The 22,123-nt window shown below is 52.0% G+C and carries 22 protein-coding genes; 21 read left to right on the top strand and 1 reads right to left on the bottom strand.

The annotated features are described in order from the left end of the window. Nucleotides 1-330: 330 nt before the first annotated feature. From Q7T66_RS05255 to Q7T66_RS05185, 15 genes are all read left to right on the top strand, one after another. Nucleotides 331-942 carry a MotA/TolQ/ExbB proton channel family protein gene (locus tag Q7T66_RS05255; protein WP_304932261.1) on the top strand — a complete coding sequence of 204 codons (612 nt, stop codon included), beginning with the start codon at nt 331-333 and terminating at the stop codon, nt 940-942. A 31-nt stretch (nt 943-973) separates the two neighbouring features. Beyond that, the gene (locus Q7T66_RS05250; RefSeq protein WP_304932260.1) at nt 974-1,408 is read left to right on the top strand and encodes a biopolymer transporter ExbD; all 435 of its coding nucleotides are present in this window, start codon (nt 974-976) and stop codon (nt 1,406-1,408) included. Nucleotides 1,409-1,508: 100 nt separating this feature from the next. Continuing rightward, complete coding sequence (gene lpxK / locus Q7T66_RS05245) at nt 1,509-2,570, top strand: tetraacyldisaccharide 4'-kinase (protein WP_304932259.1); 1,062 nt, start codon at nt 1,509-1,511, stop codon at nt 2,568-2,570. Further along, nucleotides 2,551-2,733, top strand: coding sequence for a Trm112 family protein (locus Q7T66_RS05240; RefSeq protein ID WP_304932257.1), 183 nt, complete (start codon nt 2,551-2,553; stop codon nt 2,731-2,733). Before lpxK ends, Q7T66_RS05240 begins: the two co-directional genes overlap by 20 nt. Before the next feature lie 29 nt (nt 2,734-2,762). Beyond that, nucleotides 2,763-3,515, top strand: coding sequence for a 3-deoxy-manno-octulosonate cytidylyltransferase (gene kdsB, locus Q7T66_RS05235; RefSeq protein WP_304932256.1), 753 nt, complete (start codon nt 2,763-2,765; stop codon nt 3,513-3,515). A gap of 169 nt (nt 3,516-3,684) precedes the next feature. Continuing rightward, nucleotides 3,685-4,341: an adenylate kinase gene (gene adk / locus Q7T66_RS05230; RefSeq protein WP_304932255.1), complete on the top strand. Its 657-nt coding sequence runs from the start codon at nt 3,685-3,687 to the stop codon at nt 4,339-4,341. Between the two features lie 286 nt (nt 4,342-4,627). After that, a complete protein-coding gene (locus Q7T66_RS05225; protein WP_304932254.1) occupies nt 4,628-6,775 on the top strand; it encodes a sodium-translocating pyrophosphatase in 2,148 nt (715 codons plus the stop codon). A 156-nt stretch (nt 6,776-6,931) separates the two neighbouring features. Then, nucleotides 6,932-8,719, top strand: coding sequence for a gamma-glutamyltransferase (gene ggt / locus Q7T66_RS05220; protein ID WP_304932253.1), 1,788 nt, complete (start codon nt 6,932-6,934; stop codon nt 8,717-8,719). Nucleotides 8,720-8,823: 104 nt separating this feature from the next. Continuing rightward, on the top strand, nt 8,824-10,050 hold the full coding sequence (locus Q7T66_RS05215; protein ID WP_304932252.1) for a patatin-like phospholipase family protein: 1,227 nt from the start codon (nt 8,824-8,826) through the stop codon (nt 10,048-10,050). Between the two features lie 135 nt (nt 10,051-10,185). Then, entirely contained in the window at nt 10,186-10,560 is a 375-nt protein-coding gene (locus Q7T66_RS05210; RefSeq protein WP_304932251.1) for a ribonuclease domain-containing protein, read from the top strand. A gap of 69 nt (nt 10,561-10,629) precedes the next feature. Then, complete coding sequence (locus Q7T66_RS05205) at nt 10,630-11,028, top strand: barstar family protein (RefSeq protein WP_304932250.1); 399 nt, start codon at nt 10,630-10,632, stop codon at nt 11,026-11,028. Nucleotides 11,029-11,191: 163 nt separating this feature from the next. Further along, nucleotides 11,192-11,821: a phosphoribosylglycinamide formyltransferase gene (purN, locus tag Q7T66_RS05200; RefSeq protein WP_304932249.1), complete on the top strand. Its 630-nt coding sequence runs from the start codon at nt 11,192-11,194 to the stop codon at nt 11,819-11,821. An 85-nt stretch (nt 11,822-11,906) separates the two neighbouring features. Next, nucleotides 11,907-13,169 (top strand): RsmB/NOP family class I SAM-dependent RNA methyltransferase, encoded by a 1,263-nt coding sequence (locus Q7T66_RS05195; protein ID WP_304932248.1) that lies wholly within the window; start codon nt 11,907-11,909, stop codon nt 13,167-13,169. Between the two features lie 15 nt (nt 13,170-13,184). Further along, nucleotides 13,185-14,525 (top strand): mechanosensitive ion channel family protein, encoded by a 1,341-nt coding sequence (locus Q7T66_RS05190; protein ID WP_304932247.1) that lies wholly within the window; start codon nt 13,185-13,187, stop codon nt 14,523-14,525. Nucleotides 14,526-14,648: 123 nt separating this feature from the next. Beyond that, nucleotides 14,649-15,842, top strand: coding sequence for a fatty acid desaturase (locus Q7T66_RS05185; RefSeq protein ID WP_304932246.1), 1,194 nt, complete (start codon nt 14,649-14,651; stop codon nt 15,840-15,842). A gap of 100 nt (nt 15,843-15,942) precedes the next feature. Here the strand turns inward: Q7T66_RS05185 and Q7T66_RS05180 are convergent, their stop codons facing one another. Further along, entirely contained in the window at nt 15,943-16,614 is a 672-nt protein-coding gene (locus Q7T66_RS05180) for a GntR family transcriptional regulator (protein ID WP_304932245.1), read from the bottom strand. 308 nt (nt 16,615-16,922) lie between these two features. Between Q7T66_RS05180 and mdcA the strand changes: the two genes are divergently transcribed. The 6 genes from mdcA to mdcB are packed head-to-tail and all read left to right on the top strand — an operon-like array spanning nt 16,923 to nt 22,088. Further along, a complete protein-coding gene (gene mdcA, locus Q7T66_RS05175; RefSeq protein ID WP_304932244.1) occupies nt 16,923-18,590 on the top strand; it encodes a malonate decarboxylase subunit alpha in 1,668 nt (555 codons plus the stop codon). An 8-nt stretch (nt 18,591-18,598) separates the two neighbouring features. Further along, nucleotides 18,599-18,913 carry a malonate decarboxylase acyl carrier protein gene (gene mdcC, locus Q7T66_RS05170; protein WP_304932243.1) on the top strand — a complete coding sequence of 105 codons (315 nt, stop codon included), beginning with the start codon at nt 18,599-18,601 and terminating at the stop codon, nt 18,911-18,913. Continuing rightward, entirely contained in the window at nt 18,910-19,821 is a 912-nt protein-coding gene (locus Q7T66_RS05165) for a biotin-independent malonate decarboxylase subunit beta (RefSeq protein ID WP_304932242.1), read from the top strand. Before mdcC ends, Q7T66_RS05165 begins: the two co-directional genes overlap by 4 nt. After that, nucleotides 19,818-20,534, top strand: a complete 717-nt coding sequence (mdcE, locus tag Q7T66_RS05160; RefSeq protein ID WP_304932241.1) for a biotin-independent malonate decarboxylase subunit gamma — start codon at nt 19,818-19,820, stop codon at nt 20,532-20,534. Before Q7T66_RS05165 ends, mdcE begins: the two co-directional genes overlap by 4 nt. Beyond that, nucleotides 20,518-21,183: a malonate decarboxylase holo-[acyl-carrier-protein] synthase gene (mdcG, locus tag Q7T66_RS05155; protein ID WP_304932240.1), complete on the top strand. Its 666-nt coding sequence runs from the start codon at nt 20,518-20,520 to the stop codon at nt 21,181-21,183. The genes mdcE and mdcG overlap by 17 nt, the downstream gene beginning before the upstream one ends. Further along, complete coding sequence (gene mdcB, locus Q7T66_RS05150) at nt 21,180-22,088, top strand: triphosphoribosyl-dephospho-CoA synthase MdcB (RefSeq protein WP_304932238.1); 909 nt, start codon at nt 21,180-21,182, stop codon at nt 22,086-22,088. Before mdcG ends, mdcB begins: the two co-directional genes overlap by 4 nt. Nucleotides 22,089-22,123 lie beyond the last annotated feature (35 nt).

Here is a 22,123-nt window from a genome sequence, read left to right as displayed (position 1 = left end):
ATCTTCAGGCTGGTTTGTCTGGAAGCGCAAGATGTGCACAGCCTCATTTGTATGCAGTGAAAAAATCTTCTTTGAAATCAAGCGCTTTGATCACTTAAACACAGTTGCACACAATGTTATCCACAGAAATTGTGCACAACCTTTGGTCCCCACATCGCACATAAGCCAAAGATTTTCCGGGCGTCTTGCCGATGCCGGTTAACATTGAGCATAGTCATCTTGTGAATACTGGCTAAAGCGTGACAGGCGAATGCAGGCATAACTTGCTCTCCCTGCGCCAAACCGTTACATTCTCCATCCATCATCATTGAACCAAAGAAGGAGCTTACTTTGCTCGCCATTATTCAAGCAGCAGGCTGGCCAATCTGGCTGTTGCTGATCGCATCTGTTATTGCTCTGACCCTGATTATTGAACGTTCTATCTACTTGCGTCGCGCCCGTATTTTGCCGCCCAAGCTGCTGGACGAAGTCGTGCGGGTTTATCACAACGGCAAGATCGATGCGAATGTGATCAATACGCTGGAACAGAATTCGCCGCTGGGACGTGTACTGGCAGCAGGTTTGCGCAACGTCGATGCACCGCGTGATGTGATGAAAGAATCGATAGAAGAAGCGGGTCGCGGCACGGCGCATGAGCTGGAACGCTTCCTGACCACGCTCGGTACGATCGCTACGCTGGCACCGTTGATGGGTTTGTTCGGCACCGTGGTCGGCATGATTGAAATCTTCGGATCGCAAAACGCGACTGGCACAGGCGCGAATCCTACGCAACTGGCGCATGGTATTTCGATTGCCTTGTACAACACCGGTTTCGGTCTGGCGATCGCGATGCCTTCGCTGGTTTTCTATCGTCACTTCCGCGCGCTGGTTGATAGCTTCATCATCGACATGGAACAGCAAGCTGTGAAGTTCGTCGACATCGTGCACGGCGCACGCAAGTAAGTCCCTGAAAAATCACTGAAAGAAGCCTCTCATGAATTTTCGCAAAGGGCAGGGTCGCGAAGATCCCGAAATCAATCTGATCGCCTTCATCGACGTCTTGTTGGTGATCCTGATTTTTTTGATGGTCTCGACCAGCTATAGCAAGTTCACTGCGCTGCAAATTACCTTGCCGACTGCGGATGCAGAAAAGGCGATGGAGCGGCCATTTGAAATCAACGTCATCGTTGATGCGCAAGGTCGTTATGCGATCAATAACACGCGTGTTGCGGTACAAAATCCGGAAGCCTTGGCTGCCGAATTGATTGCGGCTGCAGCGGCATCCGGCAAAGCCAATGTTGACCCTGTTGTGATCATTGCAGCTGAGGCGACTGCCACGCATCAAACCGTGATTAATGTGTTGGAAGCGGCGCGCATCGCCGGTTATTCCAAGGTGACATTCGCAGCGCAAACCAGCGGCAAGAAATAGTTTTATAGCAGCGAAGTTTTATCTCAAAGTAAGCGCGTAATGGCGCGGTGTTTGATCGCCGCGTCTTTCCTGCAACACCTTCATACACGGAAGCTGGCTCTTGGCTGAACGTTCCTCTCTAGAAGATTTTCTGACACGAACATGGACGCATCGCGGCTGGTCTGCGCGCATGCTGTTGCCAATCTCCTGGCTATTTGGCGGATTGGCTGGTGTGCGTCGCTGGTCTTATCGTGTCGGTATTTCCAAAGCGCAGCGCGTTCCTGTTCCGGTTGTGATCGTCGGCAATATTTTTGTTGGGGGCACTGGTAAAACCCCATTGACGATCTGGTTGGTGCAAACCTTGCAGCAAGCTGGCTATACACCGGGTGTGATTTCGCGCGGTTATGGCGGCAAGAATTCGTTGCCGCAAGAAGTGACGGCATCATCGCTGGCGCAAGATGTGGGTGACGAACCCTTATTGATTACATACAGAGCGCAGTGCCCGGTGGTGGTGGGACGTGATCGCATCGCTGCGGCGACGGCATTGCTGGCGGCACATCCGCAAGTCAATGTGATCGTTTCAGATGACGGCTTGCAGCACTACCGTTTGGCGCGCGATATCGAGATCGTTTTGTTTGATGCGCGTGGTGTTGGGAATGGCTGGTTGCTGCCGGCTGGACCATTGCGCGAACCTGCATCGCGTCGCCGTGATTTCACCGTGCTGAATGGCTCTGCAGAAAAAACACGCATGCCTGCTGATGTTTTTCAAATGCATTTGTCGGGCGTGATGGCCGAACCTTTGGCTACCTCCAGCACTGAAGAAGGCCACGCCTTGTCGCGCGCGCTGCGATCGTTTTCTGCCGCGACTACCGGTTTTTCTCCTGCGCGCATTCTGGCAGCGGCTGGGATCGGTAATCCCAAGCGATTTTTCACGCAACTAAGCGATGCCGGATTGCAGTTCGAAGAGATGCCTTTGCCTGATCATTACGATTACCTCGATAATCCATTTACCGATGTCGCCGCAGACGTGATTCTGATCACGGAAAAGGATGCAGTAAAATGTCGGCAGAATGATGCAATAAGAAACGACCCGCGTATCTGGGTCGTACCCGTAACGGCGCATCTTGATAACCCGTTTGCCAAAAGAATTGTGGAGAAACTCCGTGGACACTCGCCTGCTTGATATTCTGGTTTGCCCGATTTGCAAAGGGCCGCTGGAGCACGACAAAAAAGCGCAAGAACTGATTTGTAACGCCGACAAACTCGCTTATCCGATACGCGATGGCATCCCTATCATGTGGGCTGACCAAGCACGCGATCTGCAAGCACCACCTTCAGTCGGCTAAGGCCGGCCGCGCTTTTCCGGAATCCACTGATGTCCTTCACTGTCATTATTCCTGCCCGTCTCGCATCCACTCGCTTACCGAACAAACCGCTGGCAGATCTCGGCGGCAAGCCGATGATCGTGCGCGTGGCTGAGCGTGCGATGCAATCAGGCGCATCTCAGGTCATTGTTGCTACCGATCATGCGGATATTTTTTCTGCGTGTACGCAAAATAATATTGCGGTGCAAATGACACGCGCCGATCATCCATCCGGTACTGATCGTATTGCCGAAGTAGCGGCTGCGCTCGGCTTGTCGGCTGATACGGTGGTGGTCAATGTGCAGGGCGATGAACCTTTGATTGATCCATCGCTGATTGCTGCGACCGCGCGTTTGATCGCGCATGATGTGCCGATGTCGACTGCCGCGCATGCGTTAACCGACATGGCAGAAGCATTCAATCCGAATGTGGTGAAAGTAGTGCTGGATAAATCCGGACGCGCCCTTTATTTTTCGCGGGCGACGATTCCTTGGCATCGCGATGGATTTGCACAAAGCAAGGATGTGATGCCGGCTGCTTATGCACCGCTGCGCCATATCGGTATCTACGCTTACCGTAACGATTTTCTGCAAGAATATCCGCAACTGGCGGTTTCGCCTTTGGAGCAAGTCGAAGCGTTGGAACAATTACGCGTGTTGTGGCATGGCGTGCCGATTGCGGTGCACGTCACGCCGCATGCGCCTGCCGCGGGTGTGGATACGCCGGAAGATTTGGAGCGTGTGCGTCGTTATTTCGGTCAATGATGATGATTTGTGCTGCGACGCAGCATCGGCAAAGCATCGATTTGATATAATTTTGTGGTAAGTTTCGTGCAAAGTTAATAGCTTATATCTGTAGATCAAGACTATCCCCGGTGCCGCTTTTGCGCCCTTCGGTAATAGAATTCAAAAACTCGTTTTAGGAAAATTATTCATGCGCCTCATCCTTTTAGGAGCGCCTGGTGCCGGTAAAGGCACGCAAGCTGGTTTCATCAAAGAAAAATTCAACATTCCACAAATTTCGACCGGCGACATGTTGCGCGCTGCGGTCAAGGCTGGCACGCCATTAGGTATTGCCGCTAAGAAAATCATGGACGAAGGCGGCCTGGTTTCTGATGACATCATCATTGGCCTGGTTAAAGACAGATTGAAAAATCCTGATTGCGCGCATGGTTATCTGTTCGACGGTTTCCCCCGCACCATTCCGCAAGCAGACGCGATGAAGGATGCTGGTGTGACTATCGATTACGTTCTGGAAATCGATGTGCCGGATGAAGCAATTGTTGAGCGCATGAGCGGTCGCCGCGTGCATCCTGCGTCGGGTCGTACTTATCACGTCAAATTCAATCCGCCAAAAGCGGAAGGCCGCGATGACATCACCGGTGAAGAATTGATCCAGCGTGATGACGACAAGGAAGAAACCGTCAAAAAGCGTTTGTCGGTTTATCACGATCAAACAGAAGTGCTGGTTGGCTACTACAACCAATGGGCAGCATCCGGCAAACCGGGCGCGCCTAAGTATCGCAAGATCGCCGGTGTCGGCCCAGTCGATCAAATTCGCGACAGCGCTTTTAAAGCGTTGGAAGGCTAAAGAAAAAAAGCGGACCATGTGTCCGCTTTTTTCATGTTCGCGATTCGCATTTGTAACGAGTTTTGTATTACGTTTTTATCCCAGTTTTGCACCACTTGTTCTTGCTCTCGTATCGCTATAGCATGAACATATATTGATGGCAGCATCAGACTCAGCCAGCCCTGGCATCCAAAAATAAAAAGGGCGACGGAAAGTTTTGCAGTACGCAGTTCGTAAGGCATTTTTTAATGTCTGTCGTAAATGTCGTAGTGATTAACTAAGTCGGTAAAAAATTGGAGGAGTCGATATGGCATCAAGCATCTGGTTCGCCATTGCATGCGGCGTCATTGCCGTCATCTATGGTTTGATCTCACGTAGCTGGATCCTGAAACAGGATGCCGGCAATCCCCGAATGCAGGAAATCGCCAGCGCAATTCAACAAGGCGCAGCTGCATACTTGGCACGTCAGTACCGCACGATTGCGATTGTCGGTGCGGTGCTATTCGTCATCATTGCCATCGTGCCTGGTCTGGGCTTGAAAACTGCGATTGGATTTTTAATCGGTGCAGTGTTATCCGGCGCTTGCGGATTTATCGGCATGAATGTTTCGGTGCGGGCAAATGTACGTACCGCGCAAGCCGCCACCAAAGGCATGAACGAGGCGCTCGATGTCGCATTCAAGGGCGGGGCAATTACCGGCATGCTGGTAGTTGGGCTGGGCTTGCTCGGCGTTACAATTTTCTACGTGTATCTGATCACCTACGGCGCAGGCAACGCGGCGACCATGCATGATGCAATCACACCCATGATAGGTCTTGCGTTTGGTGCGTCGCTGATTTCGATTTTCGCGCGACTGGGTGGCGGTATCTTCACTAAAGGTGCAGACGTCGGTGCCGATCTGGTCGGTAAAGTTGAAGCAGGAATTCCAGAAGACGATCCACGTAATCCTGCAGTGATCGCCGATAACGTAGGCGATAACGTTGGCGATTGCGCAGGTATGGCAGCAGATTTGTTCGAGACGTATGTCGTGACGTTGATAGCGACGATGTTGCTCGGCTCGCTGATGTTGAAGGGGATGGAACTGCAAGCCGCAATCTATCCCTTGTTGCTGGGCGGCGTATCGATACTTGCATCCATCATCGGTTGCACGATGGTGAAAGCCAAGCCGGGCAAAAAAATCATGTCTGCTTTGTACACCGGTTTATGGTGGGCCGCGATTTTGTCCCTGATCGGTTTTGCGATCGTGACGTGGCTCGTCATGCCGCCTGAATTACGCGTTGCGATGATGGGCTCGGCAGTGGTTGGTATCGTGCTGACTGGTTTGATGGTCTACATCACCGAGTATTACACCGGCACCGATTTCAAACCAGTACAACATGTCGCGCAGGCATCGACCACCGGTCACGGCACCAACATCATCGCGGGCCTCGGCGTGTCTATGCGTTCAACTGCGTGGCCGGTGGTTTCTGTCTGCGGCGCGATCCTCGCTTCGTATTGGCTAGGTGGTTTGTACGGCATTGCGATTGCGGCGACCTCGATGCTATCTATGGCCGGCATCATCGTCGCACTCGATGCGTATGGTCCGATTACCGATAATGCTGGCGGCATTGCAGAAATGTCCGGCATGCCGGAATCGGTGCGCGCGATTACCGATCCGCTCGATGCAGTAGGCAACACCACCAAAGCCGTGACCAAAGGTTATGCAATCGGCTCTGCTGGTTTAGCGGCGCTGGTGCTGTTTGCCGATTACACGCATGCGCTGGATTCGGTCGGTAAAAGCACGGCCTTCGATTTATCGAATCCTTTGGTGATCGTCGGCCTCTTCATCGGTGGTTTGATTCCGTATCTGTTCGGTGCGATGGCGATGGAGGCAGTAGGGCGCGCAGCCGGCGCCGTGGTGATGGAAGTGCGCCGCCAGTTCCGCGACATCAAAGGCATCATGGATGGCACCGGCAAGCCGGAGTATGACAAAGCCGTCGATATGCTGACGACAGCGGCAATCAAGGAAATGATTATTCCATCCTTGTTGCCAGTCGTGATACCGATTCTGGTTGGCATGATCCTCGGACCAGCCGCGCTAGGCGGTTTGTTGATGGGCGCAATCGTGACCGGTATCTTCGTGGCGATCTCGATGACGACCGGTGGCGGCGCTTGGGACAATGCGAAAAAGTATATTGAAGACGGCCATCATGGCGGCAAAGGTTCCGACGCGCACAAGGCAGCGGTGACCGGTGATACCGTTGGTGATCCCTACAAGGACACTGCTGGCCCTGCGGTGAACCCTTTGATCAAGATCATCAATATCGTGGCCTTGCTGATCGTGCCTTTGTTGCCAGCTACCGGATTGCAGGTAGTCGCTCAGCCGAGCGTGACTGAAGTGACGATTGTTCAACCTGCGACGACTATCGTTGTACCGGTCGAGAGAATAGTAGTTCCCTTGCCTGAAAAACCTTAGTGCAACTATTGGTAAAAATAAAAGGCAGCTGTGGCTGCCTTTTTTATTGCCTGAAATGTTCTATTCATTTTAAGCAGCTCTTATTGCGGCGCGACAGCAGAGCGCAAGCGGTTTACACTGGACCAGTCAGTCCCGCTTCCGTATAAGGAATTCTGCATGATTAAATCGCCTGCCATTATTTTCCTCATCACCACTTTGCTTGCTGCTTGCAGCACTGCGCCTGTTACTACATCCATTACCAAGCCGGTTCCTATTGAACCCGAAGGCAGTAGTGGATATACCGAAAAGAATGGTTGGGTTGCGCAACGCTTTATGGTGGCGGCTGCGAATCCGCTGGCAGTCGATGCCGGATATCAAATGTTGAAGGCGGGTGGTTCCGCACTGGATGCGGCGATTGCAACGCAAATGGTGTTGGGTCTGGTTGAGCCACAATCCTCAGGCATAGGCGGTGGTGCGTTCATGTTGTATTTCGATGGCGCAAAGATACAAGCTTTTGATGGACGCGAAACTGCTCCTGCCAGCGCCGATGAAAAATTATTTTTAAATGCCGACGGCAAGGCGATGCCTTTTCATGAAGCAGTAGTCGGTGGTCGTTCGGTGGGCGTACCAGGCGTGTTGCGCATGTTGGAGCTTGCGCACAAGCAATACGGCAAGTTGCCGTGGGCTACTTTGTTTGAACCTGCGATCAAACTTGCGCGCGATGGATTTTCCGTCAGTCCGCGCTTGGCAATCTTGCTGGAAGCAGAAACTTATTTGAAAACCGATCCGGTAGCCGCTGCGTATTTTTACGACGCGAATGGCAAGCCACGACCAGTCGGCTATATATTAAAAAATCCTGCGCTGGCCGCAACACTGCAAAAAGTTGCTATCGAAGGTGCCGATGCTTTTTATACGGGCAAAATCGCACAAGACATCGCACGCAAGGTGACGCAGCATCCGACCAATCCCGGCGGTTTGACCGTGCAGGATCTGGTCGCCTATCAGGCGAAAATGCGTACCGCGATTTGCAGTGACTATCGCGCATGGACCGTGTGCGGCATGCCACCACCTTCATCCGGCGGCATCGCGGTTGCGCAGATGCTAGGCATATTGGAAACGAAAGACATGCGCGCACTTGCACCTATCGATGGTGTGTTGAATGCGGATGCGGTGCATCTGTTTACTGAAGCAGGTCGCCTGGCGTATGCCGATCGCAATCGCTATATCGCCGATCCCGATTTTGTTCCGCTGCCGAGGGATGGCGTGCGTGCAATGCTGGATAAAAAATATCTGGCTCAGCGTGCGGCATTGATCAGCGAAAAATCGATGGGTCGCGCGAATGCCGGCATGCCATTTACGCAGCAACTTGCATGGGGTACGGATGTCTCGCCTGAGCTGCCATCAACCTCGCATATTTCCATCGTCGATAGCAGCGGCAATGCGCTGGCGATGACAACCACGATAGAAAACGGTTTCGGCTCGCGTCAGATGGTCAATGGCTTCTTGTTGAATAACGAATTGACGGATTTTTCTGCAGCAGCAGTTGATGCTGATGGCCCGATTGCTAATCGCGTGCAGCCAGGAAAACGTCCACGCAGTTCGATGTCGCCCACGTTGGTGTTTGAAAAAGAGTCGAAGAAACTGGTGCTGTCGGTAGGCTCTCCCGGTGGTTCGGCCATCATCAACTACGTAGGCAAGACACTGATAGGCATGATGGATTGGGGACTGAACGTGCAGCAGGCGATTAACTTGCCGAACATCGGTAGCCGCAATGGCCCGACTGAATTGGAGCAGGGGCGTTTGTCGGATAGCTTGATTACGCAACTCAAAGCCAAAGGTCATGAGGTAGAAGTGGTAGAACAGACCTCAGGTTTGCACGGCATCATGCGTTTATCTGTGCACGGCGAAGAGGTCTGGTTCGGCGGCGCAGATCCGCGACGCGAAGGCATAGCCAAAGGTGATTGAAGCCGATTCGCAAAGTGTATTCGTCAGCTAGGTTGTTCATCGCTAGCGATAACAACAAGCGCGAGACTTGCCCGAAACATCAAACGCCCTAATAATTGGTTTCTATGCAAAATCAAAAGAAAATCGGCTTGGTACTGACAGGCGGCGGTGCTCGTGCGGCTTACCAAGTGGGTGTGCTGCAGGCGGTATCCCAGATACTGTTGCAAGCAGGCTGGGCTCCGGAGCGTAATCCCTACGACATTATTTGCGGGACGTCGGCTGGTGCGATCAACGCGACTGCGCTTGCTTGTCATGCCGATGACTTTACTGCTGGCCTGACCAAGGTCGTCAATGTGTGGGAAAACTTCACAGCCGAGCAAGTGTATAGAGCCGATTCGCTGGGTGTGTTGCGCTCGGGTGCGCGTTGGTTGTCGCTGTTGTCCTTCGGTTGGTTGATGCGTCAATGGCGCGCAAATCCACCCAACTCTTTGCTCGACAACACACCACTCGTCAGCCTGTTGAATCGGATGCTGAATCTGCCGCGTCTGGATGCCGCGCTGCTAGATGGCAAATTGCACGCATTGGCGGTGACTGCGTCTTCTTACACTGCCGGCAAGCACATCACCTTTTATCAAAGTGAAGCCGATATCGAACCATGGGTGCGTACGCAGCGCGTCGCTGTGCGTAGTCAGATCGGTGTCGAACATTTGCTGGCATCGTCAGCGATTCCTTTGATTTTTCCAGCGACGCCGATTTTTTGCGAAGGCCGCCGCGAATATTTTGGCGATGGCTCGATGCGGCAGATGGCGCCGATTTCACCGGCAATTCATCTGGGCGCAGACAAAGTGTTGGTGGTCGGTGCCGGACGTCTGATGGAGCCGGCCATCGATTCCTCTATCAATGCGCAATACCCAAGTCTGGCGCAGATCGCCGGTCATGCAATGTCGAGTATTTTTCTCGATAGTATTGCAGGCGATATTGAACGACTGAATCGCATCAACCAGACTTTGTCCCTGTTGACGGATGAACAGAAGGCGAAAACACCCTTGCGTCCAGTCGAGATGCTGACCATCGCACCGTCACAACGTCTGGATACGATCGCCAGCCAACATATCGGCAGTTTGCCGCGCCCGGTACGCATGTTGCTGGCTGGCATAGGTGCGACTGAGGTGCGCGGCGCAGCGCTGGCGTCCTACCTTTTGTTTGAAAAAAGCTACACCTGCGAGTTGATTGCCTTGGGGCGAAAAGATGCGATGGCGCACAAAACTGAAATTCTGGCCTTCTTTGCAACTCAGACTCAGGACGAGAGCAAAACAGCAAGGCTGCAAAGTACCAGTAGCAATCCGGTGTAGCCAGTCGCTTAACCGGCCGCATCGCCAACGTTTACGGGTTGATTCCGCAAACGCAACACGTTACTCTCATGTTGTCGGTGAGACAGATATGTCACCTAATCGCCATGAATTGATCGTATTTACTAAGGAATATCGGTGAAAGTTAAATTAATCACACGTTTTTTCCTGTTTTTCGCTACATTATTACTTTCTTACAATGCTATTGCCTTCGATTCCGGCGTGCTTGGCACCATACAAGCCAGGGATTTACCAGCTGAGGCACGGCAAACCATCGTATTGATTCAACAGGGCGGCCCTTTCCCGTATGAGAAAGATGGCTCTGTGTTTGGAAATTACGAAAAGATTTTGCCGCAGAAAAAGCGCGGGTATTATCGCGAATTCACTGTGAAAACGCCGTATGCACGCAATCGTGGCACAAGAAGGTTGATTACCGGCGGAGAGAAAAGCAGGCCGCACGAATATTATTACACCGCCGATCACTATAGAAGCTTCAAGCGGGTTATCGATTAACTAAGCGATTAGCTGAGCGATTGAAGTTGAGTTTGACGTTAATAATAAATTGCTGGAGATGAGGGAACAATGAGTTTGTTTAAAACCGTGCCGTCAAATGTAGTGCAATCGATCCGGGCTTTCCGCGTGGCCGATCTGCAAGCGGAGGCCGCACAGCTTGGGCAGCATTTTCTGTACGCGCACTGCGCGCATGCGACGACCAAACAACAGGTGCTCGCCGCCATTGCTGAATCGTTTCAGTTTCCCCGGCATTTCGGCAAAAATTTCGATGCCTTGTCAGATTGCCTGACCAGCCTCGCGCACAAGTCAGGGCCGCAACCAGGTTTTCTGGTGGTACTAGAACAATTGCCGAATACACCAAAGTTCGACAAGGAAGCGCGCGAAACATTGCTGGACGTGTTCCGTGATGCCGCAGATTTTTGGGCGGATAAAAAAGTCGCCTTCCGCGTGTTTTACTCTTTTCAGTAATTTTCCCTGATTCGGCCGCGCTAGCTCGCGGCTGATCTGTCTGCTTCATTCCTCGGCTTTGCCCGATTTAACTGATTTCACCGCCTATATTTTGGATGGTTTTTCTCCGCTTGATCAATGCGGATGAAATCCCGCATGCCCGCGGTACGGTACAATGCGCGCCATGAGAACAATCGTCATTTTGATTTCGGGGCGTGGTAGCAACATGCAAGCCATCATCCAGGCTGCGCAAAATGAAAAATGGCCAGTGAAGATTGCGGCAGTTATCAGCAATCGGGCTGACGCCAGCGGTTTGCATCATGCTACGGCACAGGGTATTCCGGCGATTGTCGTTCCGCATAAAGACTATACAACGCGGGAAGCGTTTGACGCCGCGCTGCAAAGCAGGATCGACGAGTTTGCGCCTGATCTGGTTGTGCTGGCCGGCTTCATGCGTGTGCTGACTGCGCGTTTTGTCGCGCAGTACGCGGGGCGGATGTTGAATATCCATCCTTCCTTATTGCCTAGTTTTATCGGTTTGGCGACACACAGGCAAGCCTTGGCCGCAGGTGTGAAAATTCATGGCGCCACTGTGCATTTTGTGACCGCCGATCTCGATCATGGTCCTATCGTGGCGCAAGCAACTGTGCCGGTATTGCCAGACGATACGGAAGAAACCTTGGCCGCGCGCGTGTTGGAGCAGGAACACCTCATTTATCCGCAAGCAGTTCGCAGCTTTATCGAAGGGCGCTTGTCGCTCATTGATGGCATTGCTTGCATCGCTATAGACAAAGTTGAGCTGCCGGTCCAATAACCGCTGGCTCACTAAATTAAACAGCTTGCTCAAGCAGCTTAGCTAAGCAGAATCATCTGCAAGAATATTTTATGAAGGAATTTTTATGAGATTGCCTCCCGCGATCATTAACAACACGGAAGAAGTATTGCGTGAAATTTTGCGTTTTACTGGCCCCGCTGACGGTACCTTGTCGCGCTATTTCCGCGATCATCCACGCCTCGGTTCGCGTGAACGCGGCGTCGTCGCTGAAGCTATTTATGGCTTGCTGCGCAATAAAGCTGTCTATACAAGTTTTGCCGAATCCGGCAATGGTCCGACCATGCGTCGCATGACCTTGCTCGGTTTGGCGGATGCGGTCGGCGTTGATTCGCTCGCTGGTTTGACCGAAGAAGAAACTGAATGGCTGAATCACGTGATGCAAATTGATCGCACTTTGTTGCCTTCATTGTTGCGTGCGAATTTGCCCGAATGGCTGTTCGATAAATTGGTGGCTCGCGATGGCGAAGCCGCTACGCTGGAACTCGCGCACGCGATGAATCAACCCGCGCCGCTGGATCTGCGTGTCAATGCAATCAAGGCGACGCGTGACGACGTTGTCAAGGAATTGGCCGAAGCGCCGATTCTGTGCGAGTTCACACCATTTGCGCCACTAGGTATTCGCATTATCAAGAAACCAACTTTGCAAAATCTCCCCTTGTTTAAAAGTGGTGCGATTGAAGTTCAAGATGAAGGCAGCCAATTGTTGTCGCAAATCGTCGGTGCCAAACGTGGCGAAATGGTCGTCGATTTTTGCGCGGGCGCTGGTGGCAAAACCTTATCGCTGGGCGCCACGATGCGCAACACCGGTCGCTTGTACGCATTCGATATTTCTGAAAAACGTTTGGCCAAATTGAAGCCGCGCCTCGCACGTAGTGGATTGTCGAATGTGCATCCGGTATTGATCGCGCATGAAAACGATACCAAGGTAAAACGTTTGGCTGGCAAGATCGACCGCGTATTGGTTGATGCGCCTTGCAGTGGATTAGGAACCTTGCGTCGCAATCCGGATGTTAAATGGCGTCAGACGCCGCAATCGATCATTGAATTGAACGAGAAGCAGACTTCGATTTTGGCAGCGGCTGCGCGTTTGGTAAAAGGCGGTGGTCGTTTGGTGTATGCGACTTGCAGTATTCTGAACGAAGAGAATGAAGCGATCGTCGAACAATTTCTGGCGTCGCGTGATGACTTTGCTTTAGTACCTATGAGTGATGTGTTGGCCGAACAAAAAATTGATTTGACGATGGATGCTTATTTGAAATTGTCGCCTTCTCAGCACCATACGGATGGCTTCTTTGCCGCAGTGCTGGAACGTAAAGTGCCAGCGTAAAATCTGAACGGAACAATGAATCAAAACCTGCTTTCCAATCTTTGGGCTGACTTCTCGACGGAAATGGGCGTGCCAGCCTTGCGCTGGCAAATACTCGCCCTGATCCTTTGTTTTGTATTGGGTTGGGCATTGGCCCGCTTCGCGCGTAGCGTCATTGCGGCACGCGAAGAAGAAGTCAATCCTATGCGTCGACTGGGGCTGGAAAGTTTTACCCGCGTCTTGTGGCCATTGCTGACATTGTTGTTGCTTGTCGTCGCCAAGCCGATGTTGCTACGTTGGGGCGGTGGCGTTGATCTGATCCGTATTGCGATTCCACTGGTAGGTTCATTTGCGCTCATCCGCGTGCTTTCGTATGTCATGCAGAGAGCATTTGCGCACGGTGGTCGCTTGGGCGGGTTCGTTTTACTGACCAGCAAAGGCTTTGCCTTGTTGATCTGGATCGTGGTCGCGATGCATATCACCGGCCTGTTGCCTGATCTTGTCGCTCTGCTTGAAAACACCACCATCCCGCTTGGTCGCAACAAGACATCCATCTTGATGGTGCTGCAGGGCTTGCTGTCGGTTTGCATCACCTTGGTGATTGCCTTGTGGGCATCGGCCATGCTGGAAGAACGCTTGATGGGCGTCGAATCGATTCACTCTTCTATGCGTGTTGTGTTGTCGCGCATGGGTAGAGCTTTGTTGATTTTGATCGGCTTGTTGTTGAGCCTGTCCATGGTCGGTATCGACTTGACCGTGCTGTCGGTTTTTGGTGGCGCGCTCGGTGTTGGTTTGGGTTTGGGTTTGCAGAAAATCGCCAGCAGCTATGTATCCGGCTTTGTGATTTTGCTGGAACGCAGTTTGACGATAGGCGACACGGTGACGCTGGATAAATTTTCCGGACGTGTGGCGCAAATCAATACGCGTTACACAGTGTTGCGCGGCGGTGATGGTACCGATACGGTAGTGCCGAACGAGATGTTTGTTTCCAGCGCGGTGCAGAATTTTTCGCTGACCGATAGCGTGGTGCAAGTTTCCACGCGCATCACTGTCGATTACCGTACCGATATCGATCTTGCTTTACGTTTGCTGCAAGAAGCAGCGCTCAGTGTGGAACGTGTGCGCAAGGGACCTGATCGCACGCCGGGTGCTACCTTGGCGGCATTTGGTGCCGATGGCATCGATCTGCAATTGGGTTTCTGGGTAAATGATCCGGAAGGTCGCGGCGGTGTACTTTCCGATGTCAATCGTGCAATCTGGCGTTCATTTCAAGAGCATAAAATCAACGTTCCTTTTCCTCGTAGGGAAATAAGGTTGGTCGATGAGCAATATAGCTCCGTAAAACAGCGTCTAAATTCATCACAAAGCCCCGACTAGCCTGATTCTCGCCCTTAAAAAGGGTACAATTCTCCTCGAATTTTCAGTTGCCCCTCGTTTTTTGTGCGAAGGGACACCATATATGTTATCCCTGTCTTTGCCATTCACAATGGAGCCTCAACGATGTTAGATGCAGTACTCGATTTTCTGTCCAACGGCCTTACCCGCGCGAGCGGCTGGGAAGTGTTTTTCTATGCGCTAGCTGTTACACACATCACTATTGCCGCAGTGACGATCTATCTGCATCGCTGCGCAACACATCGGGGTCTGGATCTGCATCCGATTCCCGCTCACTTTTTCCGTTTCTGGTTGTGGATGACATCGGGCATGGTCACCAAAGAATGGGTAGCGATTCATCGCAAGCATCACGCCAAATGTGAAACCGAAGAAGATCCGCACAGCCCGGTAACGCGTGGTATCAAGAAAGTGTTTTTTGAAGGTTCGGAGTTGTATCGTGCCGAAGCAAAAAACATGGAAACCATCGAAAAGTACGGTTACGGTACGCCTGACGACTGGCTCGAACGTAATCTTTACACTGGCCGCAGCGCGACCGGTATCGTCTTGATGATGATCATCAACGTCATGTTGTTTGGCGTGATCGGTGTTGCGGTATGGGCTTTGCAAATGGCCTGGATTCCAATTACTGCTGCCGGCATCATCAACGGTATCGGCCATTACTGGGGTTATCGCAATTACGAATGCAGTGATGCAGCGACCAACATTTTCCCTATCGGTATTTTGATTGGTGGCGAAGAACTGCATAACAATCATCACACCTTCGGTACGTCAGCCAAGCTGTCGTCGAAATGGTATGAGTTCGATATCGGCTGGATGTATATTCGCATACTCGAAACATTCGGCTTGGCTACTGTTAAAAAAGTGGCGCCTGAACCGAAGTTCGAACATGGCAAATTGCATATGGATTTCAACACGCTGCAATCGGTGATTTCGAATCGCTACGATGTGACAGCCAAGTATGCAAAGTCCTTGAAGCTGGCATGGCACGATGAGATTGAGCATCTGAAAGAAAAAGCCAAGCTGGAATCAAGTTTCTTGAAATCAGCTAAAAAGCTTTTGCATCGTGAGCCAACCAAGTTGGAAGAACCGCACAAAGAACAGTTGACGCAGTTGTTCGCACACAGCAAAGCATTGAAAACGATGCACGAAATGCGCGTAGAACTCGGTGCGATCTGGGAGCGTTCACACGCCAGCCGCGATCAGTTGCTGCATCAGTTGCAGGATTGGTGTGTACGCGCTGAAGCGTCGGGCATCACCGCGCTGCGTGACTTCTCTTTACGTCTTCGCAGCTACGCTTAAGACATTCAAGTTGTAATAAAAAAAGCCCGGTTATCCGGGCTTTTTTTATGTGCGTTTGCTTTAGCGTTATTGATATCACGGCTCGCGAGTCTTTACTGTTTCATTGCTCTTTATTCAGTAGCGAAAGGGATGCAATCAAGTCGCTAAAGCGTTGCCCTTGAATCTTGACGTGCTTACGCAGTAATTCAGCAGCGAGTTCGCCTTTGCCTTCGATGATGGCGTCGACTACTGCACCGTGCTCATCAAAAGAATTTTTTACGCGATCACGCACGCGTAGTTGCAGGCGACGATATGGGCGCAAGCGGCGTTGTAGCGCGCGCGCCTGTTCGGCCAGGAATGTATTTTGGCTACCTATATAGATCTGTTGATGGAAGGCTTCGTTCTTGTAAAAGTAGACGTCTGAATCAGCGCTATCGCGTGCTTCCTGACAGGCTAGATGCGTGGCCATTAGTATTGCGTGTTCTGCTGGCGTCATGCGCCGTGCCGCCAGTAGCGCGCACATCGCTTCGAATTCGGCCATCACTTCGAACATTTCTATCAACTGCTGCGGGCCGATCTCGGCCACGATGGCGCCGCGCCGCGGGCGGATGACGATAATTCCCATCGATGCCAATTGGATTAATGCTTCCCTGATCGGGGTGCGCGAAACGCCAAATTTCTCAGCCAGTACGGTTTCATCCAGATGTCGCCCTGGCTTTAATTTGCCTACGGCAATCATTTCTTCTATCTGTTCACGCAAGGTTTCGGAGCGTGTTTGGATGGTGTCCGTCATTTTAATGTTGGTCCATAAATCGTGAATGATCGGCTGGCGTGCTGATTTTTATGCTTGACAATGTATGCACGCTGTAAGATCTTGTATACAAAAAAGACTATAAAAATCAAAAAATTGCCACTTATCTATTCTAACTAGTAGACAGACATGACATCACAGAAACGCAAAACTATTTTGAGCGCAGCTGTAGCGAACGCTTTTCTAGGTTTGAATATGCCTTCATGGATGCAAAACAACTGCCACTAAAATTTCCCAATTCCCTGGTGGGACCATCTATGACCGACGATATGTTAATGGGAGCAAAATAAATGCAAGGTAGTAAACGCGAATGGGATCATCACCAGAAAAACCGCACTGCGCGCTTGCAGCGTGCAGCCGGTGTTCTGGGAAGCGCGTTAAGCGGCAAGCTGGTGTCAACAGATCGGATAGTCGAGCTGCTGCACAGCGTGATCGAATCGGGTGACAGGGTTTGTCTCGAGGGCAATAACCAGAAGCAGGCTGATTTCCTCGCGACTGCCTTGTGCAAATTGGACCCGGCGCAAGTGCATGATCTGCACATGTTGTTGTCGGTACTGGCTTTGCCTGAACATCTTGATCTGTTCGAAAAAGGTATCGCTTCCAAACTGGATTTCTCTTTCTCGGGCCCGCAAGGTGCTCAACTCGCGAGATTGGTCGCCGCTGGAAAAATCAATATAGGCGCGATCCATACCTATCTTGAATTGTTCGGCCGCTACTTTATCGATCTGACTCCACGCGTATCGCTGATCGCGGCGCAAGCTGCCGATCGACAAGGCAATTTGTATACCGGGCCTAATACCGAAGACACGCCAGCTATCGTCGAAGCGACTGCCTTCAAAAACGGTATCGTGATTGCGCAAGTGAATGAAATCGTTGATGTCTTGCCGCGTGTGGACGTGCCCGCAGACTGGATAGATTTTGTGGTGCAGGCACCGACCCCGCATTACATCGAACCTTTGTTCACGCGCGATCCTGCATTGATCTCCGAAGTACAGGTATTAATGGCGATGATGGCGATCAAGGGCATCTACGCCGAGTACGGCGTAGAGCGCATCAATCACGGGATTGGTTTTGATACCGCCGCGATTGAATTGATATTGCCGACTTACGCAGAGTCACTTGGCCTGAAAGGAAAAATAGGCCGACACTGGGCTTTGAATCCGCATCCGGCATTGATCCCTGCGATTGAAGCCGGCTTTGTTGAATCGGTGTATTCCTTCGGTTCTGAATTGGGCATGGAGCGTTACATCGAATCGCGCCCTGATGTATTTTTTGTTGGACGTGATGGATCGATGCGCAGCAACCGCGCGATGTGCCAGGTCGCCGGACATTACGCCTGCGATATGTTTATTGGCTCAACCTTGCAGATTGATTTGCAGGGCAATTCATCGACTGCAACCTTGGGACGTATCGCCGGTTTTGGCGGCGCGCCGAATATGGGCTCTGATGCACGTGGACGACGTCATTCCAGTCCAGCATGGTTGAAGGCCGGGCAGCAAGCACAGCACGGCACCAAGAAAATTCCGCGCGGCCAAAAGCTGGTGGTGCAAATCGTCGAGACTTTCCGCGAACATATGCAACCGGCTTTTGTAGAAGAACTCGATGCATGGCAAGTCGCCGAACAAGCCAAGCTGGAGATCCCGCCAGTCATGATTTACGGCGACGATGTCACGCACATCCTGACCGAAGAAGGTATCGCCAATCTGCTTTTGTGTCGCTCTGAAGAAGAGCGCGAACAAGCGATACGCGGTGTCGCTGGTTACACCGCAGTCGGCATGGCACGTGATCGAAAAATGGTCGAAAACTTGCGCGATCGTGGCGTCATTTTGCGCGCAGAAGACATGGGCATAGACAAGCGCATGGCGACGCGCGATTTGCTCGCAGCAAAAAACATGAAAGACCTGGTGCGTGCATCCGGCGGTTTGTACGTTCCGCCCAAGCGTTTCAGAAACTGGTAAGGCTAAGTATGGAAACTTTGAATTTTCGTTTTGAAAAAGGCTGTAAGCACTTGGCGTTGCCGGCCAATATGGTCGGCGTCGTCAGCTCCGGTAATCTGGAAGTCTTGATCGAATCAGCCGAGTTGAATGGTGCGTGTGAAGTTGAAGTCAAAACTGCCGCAGTCGGCTTTGGCGCGATATGGCAAGCGGTGATTGCCGACTTCCATCTACGCTGGTCGCTGGCAAACGTGCGCATCCTGATCAACGATGCAGGAGCGACACCCGCCGTCGTCAGTCTGCGTCTGGATCAAGCGGTGGAATCGGTAATGGGAGCGGTAGCATGAGTAGCCACATAAGCAGCTATCTGGAAGCAAACGCGCGCCAGCGTATCCATGCTTTGCTCGATCCCGGCTCGTTTGAAGAATTTTTGCCACCCAGCTTGCGCATCATCAGTCCGCATCTGGCGCAACTGGATACGCCAGCTTCATTTGATGATGGTGTCGTGATTGGTAGTGGCCTTTTGCAGGGACGCAAGGTGCTTGCGGCAGCGCAGGAAGGTGGCTTCATGGGCGGCGCAGTCGGTGAAGTCCATGGCGCGAAGCTAGTCGGTTTATTGAAGCGTGCTATCGCTGAACGCGTTGATGGCGTGATCCTGTTATTGGAAACTGGCGGCGTCCGTTTGCATGAAGCGAATGCAGGCTTGATCGCCGTATCGGAAGTGATGCGTGCCGTACTCGATACACGTGCTGCAAATATTCCTGTGATCGTTTTGGTCGGTGGTGCAAATGGTTGTTTCGGCGGTATGGGGATCGTCGCTTGCTGCGCGAATGACATCCTGATGTCGGAAGAAGGTCGCTTGGCAATGTCGGGACCGGAAGTGATTGAAACCACACACGGCGTGGAAGAATTCGATTCGCGTGATCGCGCGCTGGTGTGGCGCACATCAGGCGGCAAGCACCGTTACTTGCTCGGCGATTGCAGCGCAGTCTTGCCGGATGATATCGCCGCGTTCCGCCAAGCAGCGTTTGAAACATTGATGACTTACCAAAATAAATCCGCCGAATCGACCTTGGCTGATCTGGAGTCTGAACATCATTTGTTGAGCAAGCGTGTGCAAGAGTTTGGTCATTTTTCCGAGCCTATGGATATCTGGTCCAAGCTGGGTGTTGCCGAGCCCGCAGTGTTGCCGATGTTGGAAGCGCAGGCTTTCATGCAGCAAGTCGCCGGTTGCCGCGCAGGAGAACAATCATGAAATGGCAGATACTCGCGACACAGTTATTCCCGCAAGGACATGACATTGTTGAGCACAACTATTTTTTGTGCGGCACTGCCAAAGTAGCTGAGCAAACTGTTGCCGTCATCGGTACTACTGGTCATACACCGATAGGCGTTGAAATCGCACTGGCGCAGGCCAATGCGATTCTCGATACGCTGCGCAATTTTCATGCTCGCCCCATCGTGATTCTGGTCGATACGCAAGGTCAGCGTCTGCGTTACCGGGATGAGATGTTGGGCATCAACCGCTATATGGCGCATCTCGGTAAATGCATAGATGTCGCACGCCGTCGTGGTCATCGCGTGATTGGTTTGGTCTACGACCAAGCGCTGTCAGGTGGTTTCATCACCAGCGGCTTGATGGCCGATGCTTGCTATGCATTGCCCGAAGCGGAAATCCGCGTGATGGGTTTAGCTGCAATGTCGCGCATCACCAAGGTGCCTCTAGAACGCATGACAGAACTGGCCGCATCGAATCCGGTGTTTGCTCCAGGTGCGGAAAATTATTTGAACATGGGCGGCCTCGAAGCGATCTGGGATGGTGATCTGGAGCAGTGCTTAGCTCGCGCCTTACAACAGGCCGACAGCATCGATCATCGTAGTGCGCGCGGCTTGGAACGAGGTGGCCGCAAGATGTCATTGCCGGTCACTGAACTCGTATTGGGAACGCGGGATGTTATACCGACATAACAGAGTTTGGCTGAGCAGCAGTGGATGGCAGCGTGCATGTGCAGCAGCGAGTCCGGCACATTTATCCGCGCTGCAACATTGGGCTGCGAATGACTGGCCGCTGGTTGTGCGCCGCAGTGAATCTGTTCTGCCAGCGGATAGCCTTGGGCTTGGTCTGGCATTGCCGCCAGATGCGCAGACTGGTGTGAAGACGAGAATCCCACTGACGGTTACTCTGAATGAAATTACGCAGCATGAGCCAGCGCTGGCTTTTTCTGCCGTCGCGAATGCTGTGCCGTCGGCATGGCAAGCTGCCTATGTTGATTTGATTCATGAGTTGGACGCCGCGCAATTAAAGTTGCATGTTTATGGCTCACTCGCATTGCAAGCCATCACTGGTTTGCCTTATCTCACCGCGAAATCGGATATCGATGTGCTGTTCTCTCCGCACACGCATGTCCAACTGCAACAAGGTCTTCAAATTTTGCAAACCTACTCGCAACAATTGCCGCTGGATGGTGAAATTGTATTTCCGTCCGGCCGTGCAGTGGCATGGAAAGAGTGGGCGAACGCCGCCAACAGTTCGCACAAGGTTATGGCAAAGAGCATGACAACTTTGAATCTGATGAATGTTGACGACTTGCTGTTTGGGCTGGAACAGCAATCGTGAAACAAATTGATAGAGTATTGAATGTTCGTTCTAGCGTTGCTCGTGAAAGTGCGCAAATAGGGACTTCTCTACGCGCTTCATGTTTGCACACAGCCTTGTGCGCAATCCGCAGCCTGCATGCCGAACTTGTGCTCCATCCCAAACCGGGATTGGTTTCGCTAGTAGACAATGGCAGTCACGCGGATATGGATGCCGCTATGTTCATGCGCAGCCTGTTCTCCTTGCGTCATTACTTTATTCAGATGGCGCAAGCAGGCGCGCAAGATGCATCGTTCGATGTATTAAAAGAATATGGCATGCAGGCAGAGCGACGCATGCTGATCGCAACCAATGGAATCAATACGCACAGGGGCGCGATTTTTTCGCTTGGCATGCTGAGTGCGGCAGCGGGATATTGTCATGCTCGCTCGCTGCCTTTGGCGGCCAACAATCTGCGTCGTGTATTGCTGCAGCAATGGGGCGCAGCTCTACTCGCGCATGCCAATCCTGCCGTCGCTAAAGTATCCAATGGTCTGCGTGCAACGCATCTGTATGCGGTCAACGGTGCGCGTGCCGAAGGCGCGCAGGGTTTCCCTGCCGTGTTTGAAATCGGCTTTCCGCAGTTATTGAAATCTTTAGCAAGAGGCGCGCAGGCGTCCGACGCACAAGTCGATAGCTTGTTCAGCCTGATGGCGCAGATGACCGATACAAATATTTATCATAGAGGCGGTGCTGACGCCGCTGCAATGGTTAGTCAGGCGGCTGGAAAATTCATGCAGTCTGGTGGTACTTCGCAAACGGATTGGCAGAGCAGGGCGCTGGAATGCCATCATCTATTCGTTCATCATAATTTGTCGCCGGGCGGCGCAGCAGATATGCTGTCTGCCAGCTGGTTTGTGTATCAACTCACGCAAACTGTTGAATAGCATTACAGTGTTTGTCTGCTGGGTTTATATGCCGA

Source organism: Herminiimonas sp., assembly GCF_030655415.1.
This window is presented reverse-complemented; position numbering and strand designations above follow the sequence as displayed.